Source organism: Corynebacterium sp. (assembly GCF_052107835.1).
In the GTDB taxonomy this organism is placed as follows: domain Bacteria; phylum Actinomycetota; class Actinomycetes; order Mycobacteriales; family Mycobacteriaceae; genus Corynebacterium.
In genome coordinates, this window is the sequence record NZ_JBQEDF010000008.1 from 19,809 (window position 1) to 35,707 (window position 15,899).

Consider the following 15,899-nt stretch of genomic DNA (forward strand, 5'->3'; position numbering starts at 1 on the left):
CCATGTCGATCCGCACGCCAGGCACCGCGCCCACCGGCGCCCCGGACCTCCACTATTCCCGGGCCCGGTTCGCGCAAGTCAACGCGCTGCGATCGCTCGAACTTGCCGCTGTGGCCACAAGCTCACAGGACGCCACCCGCAATCCCGCAGTCACCGACCGGGTGGCCGACACGACTGGGGAATGACATAGCTTCCGCAGCACCCATCCTCACCTGCCTCATCGGCGCGGTGGTTCTGCTGTGGACCGTGGGGCTGATCACCCGAGGGACCACGGGGAAGCAGCTACTCCTTCTGCGCGACCGCGGGCGTCATGCCGTGCTCCATCCCCCACCGCACGGCCTGCGGTCGACGTTCGACACCCATCTTGCGGTAGGCGGAGCGGATCCGCGATTTCACGGTGTTGATCGTGATGAAGTTCAGTGCTGCGATCTCCACGTTCGTCAGCCCGCGGGTCACCTGCGCGATGATCTCCGCTTCACGTGCCGTCAGCCCCTCGTCCTGGCCGGGCCAGGCGGGCTGCTCCGCCGCCCCCGTGTCACCGGCGGAGCCGGACACCTCCGACTCCCCGGATACGACGGTCTCCCCCCGGTGGATCGCCTCCAGAGACTCCACCAGCGCCGTCGCCGGCATTGACTTGTCGAGGTAGCCGCGGCACCCCTTGTCCAAGGCGGAACCCACCAGCTCCGGGTGCATGTTCCATGTGTAGACGACCACATGTCCGGCGTTGATGTCCCGGAGCGCGTCATCGATCTCCCCCTCGTCGGACCGGTTGAGGCCGAAGGTGTCGTAGAGGGTGAGGTCGGCGTCCCGGTCAGCCGTGTCGTTCACGTCCGTCTCAACGATCCGGATCCGGTCGGAGAACGGCAGCAGCATGGATCTGAGCCCCTCAACGACGACCTCGAAGTCGTTGAGGAGACGGAGGCGGAGGGGGCGGGGCGTCGGGAGGGTCACGCTCATGACCATACCCGCTGCGACGGGCCTAGAACTCCTCGTAGGTGGCGGGGTCCTGCCCATTCAGCCGACCGTCCGGGCGTCCCAGGGCACTGATCGCGGCAATCTCGTCCTCGCTGAGCGTGAGCTGCAGGGACTCGAGGTTCTCCTGCTGGCGCGCACGGCCGGAGGCCTTGGGGATCGCCAGCGAGCCCAGCGCACGGTGCCAGGCGAGGACGACCTGGCCAGGGGTCGCGCCGTGCGCGCGGGCGGCGTCCTTCACCGGGGCGGCGTCCAACGACGCACCCCGGCCCAGCGGACTCCACCCCTCGGTCGTGATGCCGCGCTCCGCATCCCATGCCAGGGCATCGGTCTGCGGGAACGACGGGTGCAGCTCGATCTGGTTGACCACGGGAAGTTCGCCGGTCTCGCGTTCCAGCGTCTCCAGGTGCTCCGGCACAAAGTTGCAGACGCCGATGTGCTTGACCAGCCCACGTTCGCGGGCCTCGATCAGCGCACGCCACGCCTCCACGTAGTGCCCCTGCTCCGGGTTGGGCCAGTGGATCAGGTAGAGGTCGATCGCGCCGATCCCGCTGCGGAAGTAGGATTCTGCGACGGCCTCCAGCGCCTTGTCGCGCTCGTGGTAGCGGCCGGGGAGCTTGCTGGTGTAGGTGATCTCCGCGCGGGAGACCGTCCCGGCGTCCACGGCGGCCCGGATACCGGCGCCGACGCTCCCCTCGTTCTCGTAGTTGTAGGCCGAGTCGATCAGACGGTAGCCGAGGTCAATCGCGCTGGAGACGGCGTCGCGCCCCTCTTCACCGCGGAGTTTGTAGGTGCCGAATCCGATCGGCGGGAGCTCCAGGCTGTGTCGTGACGGGTTCTGTTGTTCGGGAGTTTCAGTCATGTGTCCAATCGTAACCCCATCAGACCTGGCCGTACCCGTGTCGGTGACGCCTGTTAAAGTAGGTCACGTTGCTAGAGGTCGTTTTTGGTTGAATGCCGTTCACCATCTGCGCTCTGTGAAGTACAGTCCCAGGACAAATGTGAGGTGTTGGTGAGACCGTGGCCCTGATCGTCGTTCCAGTGGTGCTCGCCATAGCCCTCGCACTGACCCCGGTCCTGGTCAAGGTACTCGACCGAAACACCGGCTGGCCGCTCGCCGCCGTGTTCCTGGCGCTCGCCGCCTACGTCCTGTCCCACGCCGGCGACATCGTCGACGGGCAGGACGCGACGTTCTCCGCCACCTGGCTGGAAGGCATCGTGCCCGGCGGTGACGGGTCGGGCGGGGACGTCGAGTTCGCCCTGCGGATGGACGGCCTCGGCCTGTTCTTCACCCTGCTCGCCCTGCTGATCGGTGCGGCGGTGTTCGCGTACTCGGCCAGCTACCTGCACCGCGGCGAACACATCATGAACTTCTACGTCCTGATGACGGCGTTCATGTTCTCCGTGGTCCTGCTGTTCCTCGCCGATGACGTCACCCTGATGTTCATCGGCTGGGAGCTCGTCTCGCTGGCCTCGTTCTTCCTCATCGCCCGCGCAGGCCACACCGGCGAACCCGGTGCGGTGCGCACCCTGCTCCTCACCTTCACCGGCGGCCTGAGCCTGCTGGTCGCCCTGGGCATCGCGGTCATGTCCACGGGCACAACGAACCTCTCGGAGATCATCGCCAGTGACGTCTGGGCACAAAACGGCACCCTCACCGGCATCGTCGCGGTACTCGTCGCGATCGGTGGCTTCTCCAAGGCCGCGCAGCTGCCTTTCCACGTCTGGCTGCCCGGGGCCATGGCCGCCGTCACCCCGGTCTCCGCGTTCCTGCACGCCGCCGCGGTGGTCAAGGCCGGTATCTACGTGCTGCTCCGGTTCTCGGGGATCTTCTCCGATGTGCTGGTGTGGAACCTGCTGCTGATCATCGCCGGCATGGCGACCGCGGTGATGGCCGCGGTCTTCGCCTTCCAGCAGACGGACCTGAAGCGGCTCACGGCCTACTCCACGGTCTCCCAGCTGGGCTGGATCGTGGCCACCATCGGCATCGGGACCCCGTTCGCCCTGGCCGCAGCGGTGGTCCACACCGCCGCCCATGCGATGTTCAAGTCCTCGCTGTTCATGATCATCGGCGTCGTCGACCACCAGACCGGCACACGCGACATCCGCGAGCTCGGCTCGATCTGGCGCCGTATGCCGTGGACGTTCGGGGCCGCCGCCATCTCCGTGGCCTGCATGGCCGGGATCCCGCCGACCCTGGGCTTCGTGTCCAAGGAGGGGATGCTCGAATCCTTCACCGAGTCTCCGCTGATGGCGGGCTGGGAAATCGTCCTGCTCATCGTCGCCGCCCTGGGCGCCCTGGCGACCTTCATGTACTCCGCGAAGTACCTCATCGGGGCCTTCATCGACAGCGGGTCCGCCAGTGACGCCGCCGGCGGCTCCGGCACCGCCGACCGCCCCGACGCCAAAGACGTCACCGAGGCGGGCGTCTCCTTCTGGCTCCCCGCCGCGATCCCCGGCGTCCTGTCCCTCCCCGTCGTGGCCTTCCTCTCGTTCGCCGACACCCCGCTCGACGCGGTCGTCGGCTCGATCGGGGCCGGGGAGTCGCACTCGCACCTGGCCCTCTGGCACGGTTTCGGGATTCCGCTCTACATCACGGTCGGCGCGATCGTGGTCGGCTGCCTGCTGCTGGCGCGGCGCCAGCCCCTGGCGGACTGGCTCGAGGACCACCGTCTGTTCCCCTTCACGGGCAACGAACTCATCGCCTTCTCGATGCGCCTGGCCAACCGGTGGGGACGCCTGGTCAGCCGCCTGGGCAACACTCTGAGCCCGAACAGCCACCTGCTGTGGATCTTCGCGATGATCCTGGTTCTCACCATCGCCGCGTTCTTCGGCCCGGGCGGCCTGGAGCACATGGGTGCCCTGCCGCCGCGCGAGCACGGTATCGACAACATCGGCGACGTCGCCGGGCTGCTGATCATGTTCCTGGTCACCATGGCGATCATCTCGACCCGGTCCCGGCTCGGCTCCGTCGTCCTGGTCGGTGTCGCCGGCGTGGGCGTCTCCTGGATCATGCTCACCCTGGGTGCGCCGGACGTCGCCCTGACGAACCTGATGGTCGAGTTCATCGTCACCGTGTTCCTCATGCTCGTCGTCCGCCACCAGCCCCGCCTGTACCTCAAGGAGGGCGAGAACCGCACGAAGTTCGCCGTCACCCTGGCGGCGATGGTCGGGCTGGTCGTCTTCGTCGGGGTCTGGCTGCTGGTCGGACGCCACCCCCGCCCCGAGCTCGCCGAGTGGTACATCACCGAGTCACCGGAGGTCTCCGGGGCGAACAACATCGTGGCGACCATCCTCGTGGAGTTCCGTGCACTGGATACCCTCGGCGAGCTGTCGGTGCTGGGCATGGCCGGGATCGTTATCGCGGCGATCGTGGCCTCCGTCCCGAAGTCGCCGGTCCCCGGCTACGGCCCCGGCTCCACCGCCGAACTCTTCCGCAAGGAGGGGTCCACCAAGTTCCCGGACGTGCACAAGATCCCGGAACTGGCCCCCTTCTACTCGAAGTACCTGCGCAGCACCCACCTGAACTCGATCCTGGGCCGTACCGTCGTCTGGCCGATGCTGGGCATCCTGGTCGTGTACTCCGCGGTGACCTTCTACCGCGGCCACCAGGCACCGGGCGGCGGATTCCTCGCCGCGCTGATGCTGGCCCTGGGGCTGGTGTTCTGGTACCTCGTGCAGCCCTCCGCCCGCCGGATCGGCCGCAAGGACCTGGGCTACCAGCTGGTCGGCGGCGGAATCGTCCTGGCGCTGGTCACCGGCATCGCCGGCTTCGCGGAGGGGAGCTTCCTGGCTCCGATCCACTTCTACATCGGCAACATCCACTTCAGCTCCTCGCTGTTCTTCGACGGAGGTGTGTACCTCGCCGTGATCGGCACGGTCACCATCGTCGTCAGCACGCTGGGCGGGCGCGACCGGCCGGGTGCCGCACCCGGGACCCTGCTGAAACCCAGCCCGGTCGAAACGCCCAGACCGATGACGAACCGTCCGGAACTCCAGGCGGTGGCCGACTCCAGTATCGCCATCACCGCCGGTGGATCAGCCGTACCGCTCAACCCCTCCGCCATTGCAGAGGAACGCCGGAACAGCGACAAGAACGACAAGAAGAAGAACAACAACGACGGGAAGGACGGTGACAACCAGTGATCATCGCGGCAATCATCGCCCTCCTCGTCGCTGCCGGCGTCTACATGGTGATGCAACGCGGCATGGTCCGCGTGATCATCGGGACAACGCTGATGAGCCACGGGGTCAATCTGCTCCTGCTCGCCGCGGGGATCGGCGCCTGGCGGGGCGACCCCCTGGCCGACCGCACACTGCCCGAGGACTCCGCCGACCCCCTGCCCCAGGCCTTCGTCCTGACCGCCATCGTCATCTCGATGGCCGCCACCGCGGTGATGCTCGCCCTCGCCGCCCTCGGACGAGACGATGACACCCGCTCGGGTGAGGACGTCGAGCGCGCCCGCCGCGAGTTCCGATCGCTCGACACCGTCGGACGCCGTTCCGCCCACCACATCGACCAGGACTCGCCGCAGGCCCAGCGTCGCCGCGAGAGAGAGGAGGACTACTGATGACGTCCCCCGACACCCTCGGAGCCCTCCTCGCGCTGTTCGTGGTGGTGCCGCTGTTCGCCTCCGGCATCGCGGCCTTCCTGCCCTGGGAACTCCCCCGCCGCCTCCTCGGCCTCGCCGTCCCCGCCGCCGGCGGTGTCGGTGGCGTCCTGCTGCTCACCCAGGTGATCGGCGGTGGGGAAACGACCGTCATCGCGCACAACATCGGTGACTTCATCGGCGGCGTCTCCATTCCCCTCGCCGCGGACGCCCTGTCCGCCGTGATGATCGTGACGACCTCCATCGTCGCCTTCGTCGCCAACTGGTTCGCGGACACCGTCGGTGAATCCCGCTCCCGGTTCTACCCGGCGATGACCCTGATGCTGCTGACCGGTGTGTGGGGCGCGTTCCTGACCGCCGACCTCTTCAACCTCTTCGTGTTCATCGAGGTCATGCTGATGCCGTCCTTCGGACTGCTCGCCATGACCGGAACCTGGGCCCGGCTGGCCGCGGGCCGCACGTTCATCCTGGTCAACCTGGTCACCTCACTCACCCTGCTATCCGGTGTCGGGCTCATCTACGCCGTCGTCGGCACCACCAACATCGCCGCCCTCGCCGGGGCCGCGGGCCCACGGGCCGAGGGCGGATTCGCCGACGGCATCCACGGCACCCAGTGGCAGTTGTGGCTGGCACTGGGCATCGTACTGATCGCCTTGGCGGTGAAGTCCGGTGCGGCACCGGTGCACACCTGGCTGCCGCGCGCCTACGGGTCGACCTCACCGTCGGTGATGGCACTGTTCTCCGGGCTGCACACCAAGGTCGGGGTCTACGCGATACTGCGGGTGTTCATGACCATCTTCGAGGGTGACCAGCGGTGGGCCGTGACCATCCTGGTCTTCGCCGTGATCGGCATGCTGATCGGCGGTTACGCCGCGCTCGGCGAGACCACCCTGCGCGGTGTGATCGCCTACCAGATGGTCAACGGCATCCCCTTCATCCTCGTCGCCCTGGCCTTCCTCGGCGGCAGCGCCGAGCTGATGCTGTCCGCCGCCATCTTCTACATGCTCCACCACATGATCACCGCCGCCGGCATGATCATGGCGGCCGGCGCGGTCGAGGAGACCTACGGCACCGGACGCCTGCGCCGGCTCTCCGGCCTGATGCGCCGGGACCCGCTGGTCTCCACGGTTTTCGCCGCAGCCGCGCTGTCACTGATCGGCTTCCCCCCGTTCTCCGGGTTGTGGGGCAAGCTGATGCTGATCTTCGCCATGGTCCGGGACTCCGGCTGGCTGGCCTGGATCGGTGTCGGAGCGGTGGTCATCGCCTCGGTCGGCGCGCTGCTCAGCATGCTCCACGTGTGGCGCAAGTGCTTCTGGGGCAAGCCGATGGACAAGCAGGACATGGACCCGTCCCTCGCCGTCAGCGTCCCGCTGACCCTGCCCAGCGCCACAATGATGGTGCTGAGCCTGGGCATGTTCCTCTTCATCGGGCCAATGACCCAGGTCACCGGGGACGCTGCGGCGTCACTCACCGACACCACCGCCTACGTGCACGCCGTCCTCGGTGATCCGTACGAGTCGGTGGGCGTCGTACTCCCCTCCGACGAGTACGGAATGGACCACGCGACTACCGTGGGGGCAACCGAGGAAACCGATGGAGGTGGGCAGTGATGGGCCTGAAGGACGGAGTGCGCCGGGTCTGGCACGTGATCGTCTACGTGGTGTGGTTGATCGGCCAGATCATCAAGGAATCCACCATCATGGCGTTCGACACCTTCACCACCGGTCGGCACATCGCACCGGTGATGATCTACTACCCGCTGCGGCTCACCCGCGAGCGGGACATCGCCGCGTTCATCGCGTCGATCACCATCACCCCGGGCACCCTCGCCCTGGGTGTGACCGGCCCCAAGGAGGTCGACGAGGACGCCGCCGCCGGCAAGCGGAACCTGCAGGACGCCGCGTCCGTCGCCACCTCCGAGTTCCGCACCCACGGCCTGACCCGCGTCCAGCGCTTCCTGGCGGTGCACGCGATGTACGGTGCCGACCCGCAGGAGCTCCTCCACTCGCTGGCGGTGATGGAGGGCAAGCTCGTTCCCGCCGTGCGCAAGCGCAAGATCGAGTTCGACGTGGAGCACCTCGTGGAGCGTGGCGTCCCCGGCCCCCGCGGTTACCGTGGGAACCGTGGTGGCCGTGCCAGCGACGATGGTGTCTTCGACATCGAGAAGGTCGACTCCACACCGCATGCCGCCGCGTTCGTCGCGGCGATCATGCGCCAGGAGGACAAGCTGGACGAAAACGACCTGGAGGGGCTCTCCCGCGAACAGCGCGAGAAGATCGCCAGGGAGCACGCACGCAAGGCCGCGGAGGAGCGCCGCAGGCTCGCCCTGAAGGAGGAGGAGCGTCGCCGGCGCAAGCTCGCCGAGGAGCTCAGCCCGCCGCCACTGACCCTCGACGACGATGAGTCGGACGACGACGAAGGACTGGACAGCCAGCGGGTGGCACCCCACTCCGAGGGCGGGGTGTCGGCACTGGCGGACTCCGGTGCCGCTGGCGCCGGTGTCGCCGGCGGGTCGTCGGCCGCCAAGTCGGGCCGCCGGACGTCCCCCATCGCCTCCCTGGTCAACGCCCTCGAGGTCCGGTCACGGCTGCCGCAGCCGAACCTCAACCTCAGCGGCGCGAAGGGGACTCCCCTGGCGAAGCGTCCGAAGACGGAGCACCCCACCGGTGATGCCGCCAAGGACAGCACCGGCAAGGACACCCCAGCCAAGGACACTCCGGCGCCGAAGAAGGACACGGAGACCCCCACCGGGGACGACAAGGGAGAGGACGGAACGAAGTGACTCCGACCCAACTGCTGTGGATCTTCGCCGGCGCGGCCGGCGCGATCGTCGCGGTGTCCCTGACCCTCGTGCTCTGGCGTGCGGTCTCGACCCGCAATGACGCCCGCCGGGCCGTCCTCGCCGACATGATCTTCCTGACCGTTGTCGCCGGCTTCCTGGTGTACAGCCTGTTCGTCAATTCGTCGATCACCTATGACGTCGTGCTCATCGCGGGACTCGGTGGTGCGATCAGCACCATGGCGTTCGCCCGTGTCATCACCCGTGGACGGAGGTAGGAGCCGCAATGACCATTCCCGCATCATCCTCAGTGACCCTCCTGGCGGCCGAGGGCGGCCAGGTCCTCGAGACCAACGAAATCGGCTGGGTCCCGGCCATCATCGCCGGCGTCCTGGCACTCGTCGGCGCCCTCTACATCATGGTCCCGGCGGTGGCCATGTACCTCGCCCCGGACGCACTGAGCCAGGTCAACATGCTCGGCCCCGCCGTCGGCATGGGCCTGCCGCTGCTCGTCGCCGCGGACCTGGTGCATTCCTGGGCGCTGGAGGGTTTCGTCCCCGGATACTTCATCCGCGCCATCGTCGCCGTGTTCGCCCTGCTGGTGGTGCAGGCGGTGGGCTCCTACGTGATGGGCCGTGCCCTGCACGCCACCCTGTGGGACCACACCGTGCCGCTGTCCGGCGGCGAGCCCGCCAAGGAGACGAACTGATGTCCCGTCCCGGTGACGAAGCCGTCACGGACCTCGCCCTGCGTGCGGCCTCCGGGGACCGTCGGGCACTCACCGACTTCATCGAGGCCACCCACGCCGACGTCTGGCGCCTGCTGGCGCATCTGGCGGACGCGGACCGGGCCGACGACCTCACCCAGGAAACCTACCTGCGTGTGATCAGTGCGCTCCCCCGCTTCGCCGCACGCTCGTCGGCCCGGACCTGGCTCCTGGCACTGGCCCGCCACACCTGGGTCGACAGCGTCCGCCACGACATGGCCCGGCCGCGGAAGTCCGCGGAGCAGTGGGAGGAGGCGGCGGGCACCACCAGCTCACCGGACACCGCCGGCAGCCAGACCTGGGCCGAACTGGTCGACGCCCGCGCCCTCCTGGACCAGCTCCGGCCGGAACGCCGTGAGGCGTTGATCCTCACCCAGATCCTGGGCCACACCTACGCCGAGGCCGCGGACATCTGCGGCGTCCGGGTGGGGACGATCCGTTCACGGGTGGCCCGCGCCCGCGCCGACCTGCTCGCCGCGTCCGGAAACGCGAACCGCGGCACGGGCAGCAGCGACGACGACGCAGGGGACGACCCGCTCCTACACTGGGGCTCGTGACCCACACCTACCGCCAGAACCTCGAGTTCCCACGGCCTGAGGTCTGGGACTGGCACACACGCCCCGGTGCCGTCACCAGACTCACACCCGGTTTCGCGCACGTCCATGTCGCCAGCGAGGCATCCTCGTTGCGTGACGGCACAACCGTCCTTCGGTTGCCGGGTCTGCGGTGGGACGCCCGGCACCTGCCCGGCAGCTTCCGCGAGGGCAGCCACTTCGCCGACGAGTGCAGCAACGCACCGGTCAAGCAACTGACCCGGTGGCGCCACCACCATGACCTCGCCGATGCCCCTGCCACGGACACCGCGCAGGACGGCACCCTCCTCACCGACTCCGTGGACACCACCGCACCGTCCGCGCTGCTGGACCGCATCTTCGCCTACCGCCACCGCCAGCTGACCGAGGACCTCACCTTCCTCTCCCACCAGGATCACGGGGCACCCCGCCACACCGTGGCCGTCACCGGCGCGACGGGACTGGTCGGCACCCGTCTCACCGCACTGCTGCGCAGCACCGGCCACACGGTGGTCCCCCTGTCGCGCTCGGCCCAGCCGAATGAGCCGGACGCCCGGATCTGGGACCCGGGGCACCCCGACCCCGAACTGCTGCGCGGGGTGGACACGGTGGTCCACCTCGCGGGGGCCTCCATCGCCGGAAGGTTCACCGACCGACACAAGGCGAAGGTCCGGGATTCGCGGGTCGGGCCCACCCACCGCCTCGCCGACCTGGCGGCGGCGACCGACGGCGTGGGGAGCTTCGTCTGCGCCTCCGCAATCGGCTTCTACGGGCACGCCCGCGCCGGACGCGTCACCGAGCAGGCGGGCGCCGGGGACGGTTTCCTCGCCCGCGTCGTCTCCGACTGGGAGGCCGCCTGCTCCCCCGCCGCGGACGCGGGGCTGCGGGTGGTCAACATCCGCACCGGCATCGTCCTCGGTGGCGGGTCACCGCTGCTCAGCGCGCTCACCGCATCGTCCCGGGCCGGCGGCGGCGTACTGGGGAACGGCCGCCAGCATTTCGCGTGGATATCACTGGAGGACCTGGTCGACATCTACCACCGCGCCATCGTCGGTGTGCCGGGGTCGGAAACGCTGCACGGCCCGGTCAACGCGGTGGCCCCGGAGCTGCTGACCAACGCGGAGTTCACCGACACCCTCGGCGAACTTCTCCGGTTCCGCGTGCCGACCAGCATCCCCGTCCCTGCCGCGGCCCCCGCCCTGCTGCTCGGCGTACAGGGGGCCGAGGAGCTCGCCCTGGCCGACCAGAATGTCTCGCCCCGTGTCCTGGAGAAGGCGAACCACCGCTTCCGCCACCCCCGTCTCAGGACGGCCCTGGTCCACGAACTCGGTCTGTCCGGCGGGTAGGCTGGCCCCATGGCTCACAGCACACGGGCACTGCTCGTCCTTTCCTTCGGGGGTCCCGAGAAGGACGAGGACGTCCTCCCTTTCCTCGAGAACGTCACCCGGGGACGCGGCATCCCCCGCGACCGTCTCGCCGAGGTCGGCGAGCATTACTACCGCTTCGGGGGAAAGAGCCCGATCAACGACCAGAACCTGGGGATCATCGATCATCTGCGCGCCGAACTGGGTGCACGTGGCGTGGATCTTCCGGTCTACTTCGGCAACCGGAACTGGGAGCCGTACGTCGAGGACGTGACGAAGCGGATGGTCGCCGACGGGATCACCGAGGTACTGGTCCTGGCCACGTCCGCGTGGGGCGGCTACTCCGGTGACATCCAGTACCGCGAGGACATCGAGCGTGCCCTGCAGTCCTGCCGTGACGCCGGGATCACCCCGCCGTCGATGACGAAGATTTGTCCGTTCCACGACCACCCCCTGTTCCGCGCCGCGTTCGCCCGACTGGTGGACGAGGCGCGTGCGTCGCTGCCCGCCGCGCAGCAGGCGGACGGCCGTCTGCTGTTCACCGCACATTCCATCCCGGTCGCCGCGGACGAGGCATCCTCGGCGGATTCCACCCACCGCTATTCAGGACAGGTGCTGACCGCCGCCCGGGAGATCCGTGCCCTCAGCTCCTTCGCCATCGACGGGGAGGACCACGACGGTGTGGAGGCCGCGGACGTGGAACTGGTGTGGCAGTCCCGCTCCGGCCCACCGCACGTGCCGTGGCTGGAACCGGACATCTGCGACCACCTGGAGGCCACGGTGGGTGGCTCCGGTGACTCCGCCGACGGCGACCGGCGCCCCATCGTCCTGTGCCCCGTCGGGTTCCTCACCGACCACATGGAGGTCATGTGGGACCTGGACAACGAGGCTGCGGAGACCGCTGCGGAGCTGGGGGTGACCATGGTCCGCGCCGCAACACCCGGGCTGGAGCCGGAGTTCACGCGGTTGGTGCTGGACCTGGTCCACGAGCACTGGGCGGACGTCCCCGGGGAGTAATTACCCCTTATCCCCCGCCCGCCAACCCGATTCAACGTCCTCGATCGCCTGTCCGAGGATCGTGAGCCCCTCATCGATCTCATCGGCAGTCACGGTCAGCGGTGGCGCGATACGGAACACACCACCCATCCCGGGCAGGTTGACGATATTCATGTGCAGGCCCAGGTCGAAGCACGTGTCGGTGATCCGGTTGCCCAGAGTCTCCGAACGGACCTTGGACGCGGAGCTCTCCACGATCTCCAGTCCCTGGAGCAGGCCGCGGCCCCGGGCGTCCCCGACAATGTCGTGGCGGTCCACCAGGTCCCGCAGACCGGCACTGAGCTGCGCCGCACGCTCGCCGGCATTGTCCAGCAGACCCTCGTCCTCGATGACGTCCAGGACGGTGTTCCCCACCGCGGCAACGACCGGGTCGTTGACGTGGGAGGTGTAGAAGATGAAGCCGTTGTGGTGCGCTTTCTGCTCCAGCGCCGCTGTGGTCAGCACCGCTGCCAGGGGCAGGCCGGCACCGAGGGTCTTCGACAGGCTGAGGATGTCCGGGGTGACCCCCTCGTGCTCGAAGTCGAACCAGGAACCGGTGCGTCCCATGGCGGTCTGCGCCTCATCGAGGATCATCAGCATGCCCCGTTCACGGCATTTCTCCCGCAAGGCGGCGAGGAACCCGTCCGGCGGGACCAGGACACCACCGCTGGAGATCACCGGTTCCACGATGCATGCGGCCAGGCTGCCGACCGACTGGGCGTCCACCATCTCGAAGCCGAAGTCCAGCAGGCGCCGCCAGTCGAGGTTCCCCTCCGGATCCTCGATGTCCGGCCGGTAGTCGTAGGGGGTGGGGATCGCGATCTGCCCCGGCATCCCTGGTGTGCCCGTTGTCCGGGCGGAACTGTACGTGGCCCCGGCAGCGGCCGCGGTGATCCCGTGCCAGGAACGGCTGAACGAGACGACCTCGAACTTTCCGGTGATGGCCTTGGCCATGCGGATCGCAGCATCGTTGGCCTCTGAACCGGTGGAGAGCAGCAGTGTCCTCTCCAGTGGATCGGTGGACGGATCGATGTCGGTGACCGCACTGGCCTTCTGCGCCAGCCGGGTGGACAGATTCACCACGGGACGCGACAGCATCCCGCTGAACAGGTGGTCCAGGCGCGGATAGGACTCCTGGACGGTCCGGACGATCCTCGGGTGCGCGTGCCCGAGCGTGGCGCACATCTGGCCCGAGGTGAAGTCGAGGATCCTCCGCCCGGACTCGGTGCAGACGTAGCTGCCCTCGGCCCGGTCAATCATCTCCGGGAAGTAGGGCGGCGCACCGTAGCGCACCATGTGCTGCTCTACATCGGGCCAGGGATTGCCGTTGTGTGCGAAGGCGGAGCCGGTGGCGGTTTCAGTGGTGCTTTCTGCGGTCGTCATGCTGACGACCTTGCGCGCCCCGGGCAGCCCCCGCAACCGGAACGCCCGGCGCAGCGGGGCGGTCTACACCAGCAGCTCGGCGATCTGGATCGTGTTCAGAGCCGCACCCTTGCGCAGGTTGTCCCCCGCCACGACCAGGACCAGACCCCGGTTGCCCTCGACCGACTGGTCCTGGCGGATACGTCCCACCAGCGACTCGTCGATGCCGGCGGCCGCCAGCGGGGTGGGGACCTCCTGGAGCTTCACACCGGACGCACCGGCGAGGACCTCTGCGGCCCGCTTGTCGCTGATCGCCTTGTCGAACTCGGCGTGGACCGTCATGGTGTGACCGGTGAACACGGGTACGCGCACGCAGGTGCCCGCCACGGGAAGGTCCGGGATGTGCAGGATCTTGCGGGACTCGTTGCGGAGCTTCTGCTCCTCATCGGTTTCCCGTGTGCCGTCGTCCACCAGGTTCCCGGCCAGGGGCAGGGCGTTGAAGGCGATCGGCTCAGCGTACGGGCCGAGGTCATCGTCGGGGACCTCCAGCGCGGACCCGTCTGTGACCAGCTGCTCGAGCACGTCCAGGTTGGCACGCACCTGGTCGGCCAGGGCCTTCACCCCGGCCAGCCCGGATCCGGAGACCGCCTGGTAGCTGGACACGTGGAGGCGTCTCAGCCCGGCCTCGGCATGCAGTGCGCCGAGCACCGGCATCGCGGCCATGGTGGTGCAGTTCGGGTTGGCGATGATGCCCTTGGGCACGTTCTGCGCATCGCCCGGATTGACCTCGGAGACGACCAGCGGGACCTCGGGGTCCTTGCGCCACGCCGAGGAGTTGTCGACCACGGTCGCACCGGCTTCCGCGAAACGGGGGGCGTGCTCCTTTGAGGTGGCACCACCCGCCGAGAACAGGGCGACGTCGATGCCGCGCAGGTCCTCCGTCGGGGTCGCCGCGACGTCCTCCACCACGACCGTGTCCCCGCGAAACTCGATTTCTGAGCCCGCGGACCGTGCGGAGGCGAAGAAGCGGACCTTCTCCAGCGGGAACGGGCGCGACTCGAGGATGTCGCGCATCACGCGGCCGACCTGGCCGGTGGCGCCGACGATGGCGAGAGTGGTCATTCCTTGGTTCCTTTCGACGGTGCGGTGTCTATCGGCCGGTACCGGCGTACACGGTGGCCTCTTCCTCGCCACCGAGCTGGAAACGCTCGTGCAGCGCGGCGACGGCGGCGTCCAGGTCGGTGTCGCGGATCAGGACAGAGATACGGATCTCGGAGGTGGAGATCAGCTCGATGTTGATGTCCACGTCGCGCAGTGCCTCGGCGAAGTCCGCGGTCACGCCGGGGTGGGACTTCATGCCCGCACCCACCAGGGAGACCTTGCCGACCTGGTCGTCGTAGAGGAGCTGGCTGAACTTCTGGTGGTCCTCGGTGCCCTGCAGCCCCTTGAGCAGCTCGACCGCGCGGGGGCCGTCCTCCCGCGGGCAGGTGAACGTGATGTCGGTGAGGTTGTCCGCCACCGAGGACACGTTCTGCAGCACCATGTCGATGTTGATCTCGGCGTCCGCCAGGGCGCGGAAGACCCGTGCGGCCTCGCCCGGCTTGTCGGGGATGCCGAGGACGGTGACCTTCGCCTCGGAACGGTCGTGGGCCACACCGGTCAGAACTGCTTCTTCCACGGGGATATCCTCCAATGATCCGGACACCAGGGTGCCGGGCTCGTTGCTGAATGACGAACGGACACGAATCGGGACGTTGAACGCGCGAGCGTACTCCACGCAGCGCAGCATCAGGATCTTGGCGCCGACCGCGGCCATCTCCAGCATCTCCTCGAAGGAGATCCTGTCCAGTCGCTTGGCGTTGGGGACGATGCGCGGGTCCGCGGTGTACACACCGTCGACGTCGGAGTAGATCTCGCAGACATCGGCGTCCAGCGCGGCGGCCAGCGCCACGGCGGTGGTGTCGGAGCCGCCGCGTCCCAGGGTGGTGATGTCGCGGGTCTCCCGGTTGACCCCCTGGAAGCCCGCGACCAGGCAGATCATGCCGTTGTCGAGGGCCTCCCGGACGCGACCCGGGGTGACGTCCACGATGCGGGCGTTGCCGTGCCGCTCCGTGGTGATCACGCCGGCCTGCGAGCCGGTGAAGGACTGTGCCTCGGCACCGAAGGAGTCGATCGCCATGGCGACCAGGGAGTTGGAGATGCGCTCACCGGCGGTGAGCAGCATGTCCATCTCACGCCCCGGGGGAACCGGGTTGACCTGGTTGGCGAGGTCGAGCAGTTCATCGGTGGTGTCGCCCATGGCGGAGCAGACGACGACGACGTCATTGCCCTGTTTCTTGGTCTCCACGATCCGCTGGGCGACGCGCCGGATGCGCTCGGCGCTCTCCAACGACGAGCCGCCGTACTTCTGGACGATCAGGGCCACTGTTCCTTGCTCCA

General features: G+C 68.4%; 15 protein-coding genes. 10 read left to right on the forward strand and 5 right to left on the reverse strand.

Annotation, left to right across the window (positions count from 1 at the left end):
- The first annotated feature begins 2 nt into the window (after positions 1-2).
- Positions 3-185, forward strand: a complete 183-nt coding sequence (locus ACTIL2_RS03375) for a hypothetical protein (protein ID WP_442336043.1) — start codon at positions 3-5, stop codon at positions 183-185.
- Between the two features lie 97 nt (positions 186-282).
- On the opposite strand, the gene ACTIL2_RS03380 is transcribed toward ACTIL2_RS03375, so the two are convergent.
- Complete coding sequence (locus ACTIL2_RS03380; protein ID WP_442336044.1) at positions 283-951, reverse strand: response regulator transcription factor; 669 nt, start codon at positions 949-951, stop codon at positions 283-285.
- 28 nt (positions 952-979) lie between these two features.
- Complete coding sequence (locus ACTIL2_RS03385; protein ID WP_442336045.1) at positions 980-1,834, reverse strand: aldo/keto reductase; 855 nt, start codon at positions 1,832-1,834, stop codon at positions 980-982.
- 158 nt (positions 1,835-1,992) lie between these two features.
- Here ACTIL2_RS03385 and ACTIL2_RS03390 point away from each other — a divergent pair, with 158 nt between their 5' ends.
- Genes ACTIL2_RS03390 through ACTIL2_RS03430 form a run of 9 tightly spaced genes read left to right on the forward strand, consistent with a single transcriptional unit; the run spans position 1,993 to position 12,080 of the window.
- Positions 1,993-5,118 (forward strand): DUF4040 family protein, encoded by a 3,126-nt coding sequence (locus ACTIL2_RS03390; RefSeq protein WP_442336046.1) that lies wholly within the window; start codon positions 1,993-1,995, stop codon positions 5,116-5,118.
- The gene (locus ACTIL2_RS03395; protein ID WP_442336047.1) at positions 5,115-5,543 is read left to right on the forward strand and encodes a cation:proton antiporter subunit C; all 429 of its coding nucleotides are present in this window, start codon (positions 5,115-5,117) and stop codon (positions 5,541-5,543) included. The genes ACTIL2_RS03390 and ACTIL2_RS03395 overlap by 4 nt, the downstream gene beginning before the upstream one ends.
- The gene (locus ACTIL2_RS03400; RefSeq protein WP_442336048.1) at positions 5,543-7,192 is read left to right on the forward strand and encodes a monovalent cation/H+ antiporter subunit D family protein; all 1,650 of its coding nucleotides are present in this window, start codon (positions 5,543-5,545) and stop codon (positions 7,190-7,192) included. The genes ACTIL2_RS03395 and ACTIL2_RS03400 overlap by 1 nt, the downstream gene beginning before the upstream one ends.
- Positions 7,192-8,364 (forward strand): Na+/H+ antiporter subunit E, encoded by a 1,173-nt coding sequence (locus ACTIL2_RS03405; protein WP_442336049.1) that lies wholly within the window; start codon positions 7,192-7,194, stop codon positions 8,362-8,364. Before ACTIL2_RS03400 ends, ACTIL2_RS03405 begins: the two co-directional genes overlap by 1 nt.
- A complete protein-coding gene (locus tag ACTIL2_RS03410) occupies positions 8,361-8,639 on the forward strand; it encodes a monovalent cation/H+ antiporter complex subunit F (protein ID WP_442336050.1) in 279 nt (92 codons plus the stop codon). The genes ACTIL2_RS03405 and ACTIL2_RS03410 overlap by 4 nt, the downstream gene beginning before the upstream one ends.
- 8 nt (positions 8,640-8,647) lie before the next feature.
- Complete coding sequence (locus tag ACTIL2_RS03415; RefSeq protein ID WP_442336051.1) at positions 8,648-9,070, forward strand: Na+/H+ antiporter subunit G; 423 nt, start codon at positions 8,648-8,650, stop codon at positions 9,068-9,070.
- Positions 9,070-9,684 (forward strand): RNA polymerase sigma factor, encoded by a 615-nt coding sequence (locus ACTIL2_RS03420; protein ID WP_442336052.1) that lies wholly within the window; start codon positions 9,070-9,072, stop codon positions 9,682-9,684. Before ACTIL2_RS03415 ends, ACTIL2_RS03420 begins: the two co-directional genes overlap by 1 nt.
- Complete coding sequence (locus ACTIL2_RS03425) at positions 9,681-11,045, forward strand: TIGR01777 family oxidoreductase (RefSeq protein WP_442336053.1); 1,365 nt, start codon at positions 9,681-9,683, stop codon at positions 11,043-11,045. Before ACTIL2_RS03420 ends, ACTIL2_RS03425 begins: the two co-directional genes overlap by 4 nt.
- 9 nt (positions 11,046-11,054) lie before the next feature.
- A complete protein-coding gene (locus tag ACTIL2_RS03430; protein WP_442336054.1) occupies positions 11,055-12,080 on the forward strand; it encodes a ferrochelatase in 1,026 nt (341 codons plus the stop codon).
- Here ACTIL2_RS03430 and ACTIL2_RS03435 read toward each other — a convergent pair whose 3' ends face one another.
- The 3 genes from ACTIL2_RS03435 to ACTIL2_RS03445 all read right to left on the reverse strand — a co-directional run bounded on the left by ACTIL2_RS03435 (position 12,081) and on the right by ACTIL2_RS03445 (position 15,885).
- Positions 12,081-13,394, reverse strand: coding sequence for an aspartate aminotransferase family protein (locus tag ACTIL2_RS03435; RefSeq protein WP_442336093.1), 1,314 nt, complete (start codon positions 13,392-13,394; stop codon positions 12,081-12,083).
- 150 nt (positions 13,395-13,544) lie between these two features.
- A complete protein-coding gene (locus tag ACTIL2_RS03440) occupies positions 13,545-14,582 on the reverse strand; it encodes an aspartate-semialdehyde dehydrogenase (protein ID WP_442336055.1) in 1,038 nt (345 codons plus the stop codon).
- A 28-nt stretch (positions 14,583-14,610) separates the two neighbouring features.
- A complete protein-coding gene (locus ACTIL2_RS03445) occupies positions 14,611-15,885 on the reverse strand; it encodes an aspartate kinase (RefSeq protein WP_442336094.1) in 1,275 nt (424 codons plus the stop codon).
- Positions 15,886-15,899: the final 14 nt, after the last annotated feature.

What these genes read in the sequence shown, in the direction of transcription:
- ACTIL2_RS03375 (WP_442336043.1), top strand. Translation starts at nt 3, where the DNA reads ATGTCGATCCGCACGCCAGGCACCGCGCCCACCGGCGCCCCGGACCTC.
- ACTIL2_RS03385 (WP_442336045.1), bottom strand. Translation starts at nt 1,834, where the DNA reads ATGACTGAAACTCCCGAACAACAGAACCCGTCACGACACAGCCTGGAG.
- ACTIL2_RS03400 (WP_442336048.1), top strand. Translation starts at nt 5,543, where the DNA reads ATGACGTCCCCCGACACCCTCGGAGCCCTCCTCGCGCTGTTCGTGGTG.
- ACTIL2_RS03405 (WP_442336049.1), top strand. Translation starts at nt 7,192, where the DNA reads ATGGGCCTGAAGGACGGAGTGCGCCGGGTCTGGCACGTGATCGTCTAC.
- ACTIL2_RS03415 (WP_442336051.1), top strand. Translation starts at nt 8,648, where the DNA reads ATGACCATTCCCGCATCATCCTCAGTGACCCTCCTGGCGGCCGAGGGC.
- ACTIL2_RS03420 (WP_442336052.1), top strand. Translation starts at nt 9,070, where the DNA reads ATGTCCCGTCCCGGTGACGAAGCCGTCACGGACCTCGCCCTGCGTGCG.
- ACTIL2_RS03430 (WP_442336054.1), top strand. Translation starts at nt 11,055, where the DNA reads ATGGCTCACAGCACACGGGCACTGCTCGTCCTTTCCTTCGGGGGTCCC.
- ACTIL2_RS03435 (WP_442336093.1), bottom strand. Translation starts at nt 13,394, where the DNA reads ATGGTGCGCTACGGTGCGCCGCCCTACTTCCCGGAGATGATTGACCGG.
- ACTIL2_RS03440 (WP_442336055.1), bottom strand. Translation starts at nt 14,582, where the DNA reads ATGACCACTCTCGCCATCGTCGGCGCCACCGGCCAGGTCGGCCGCGTG.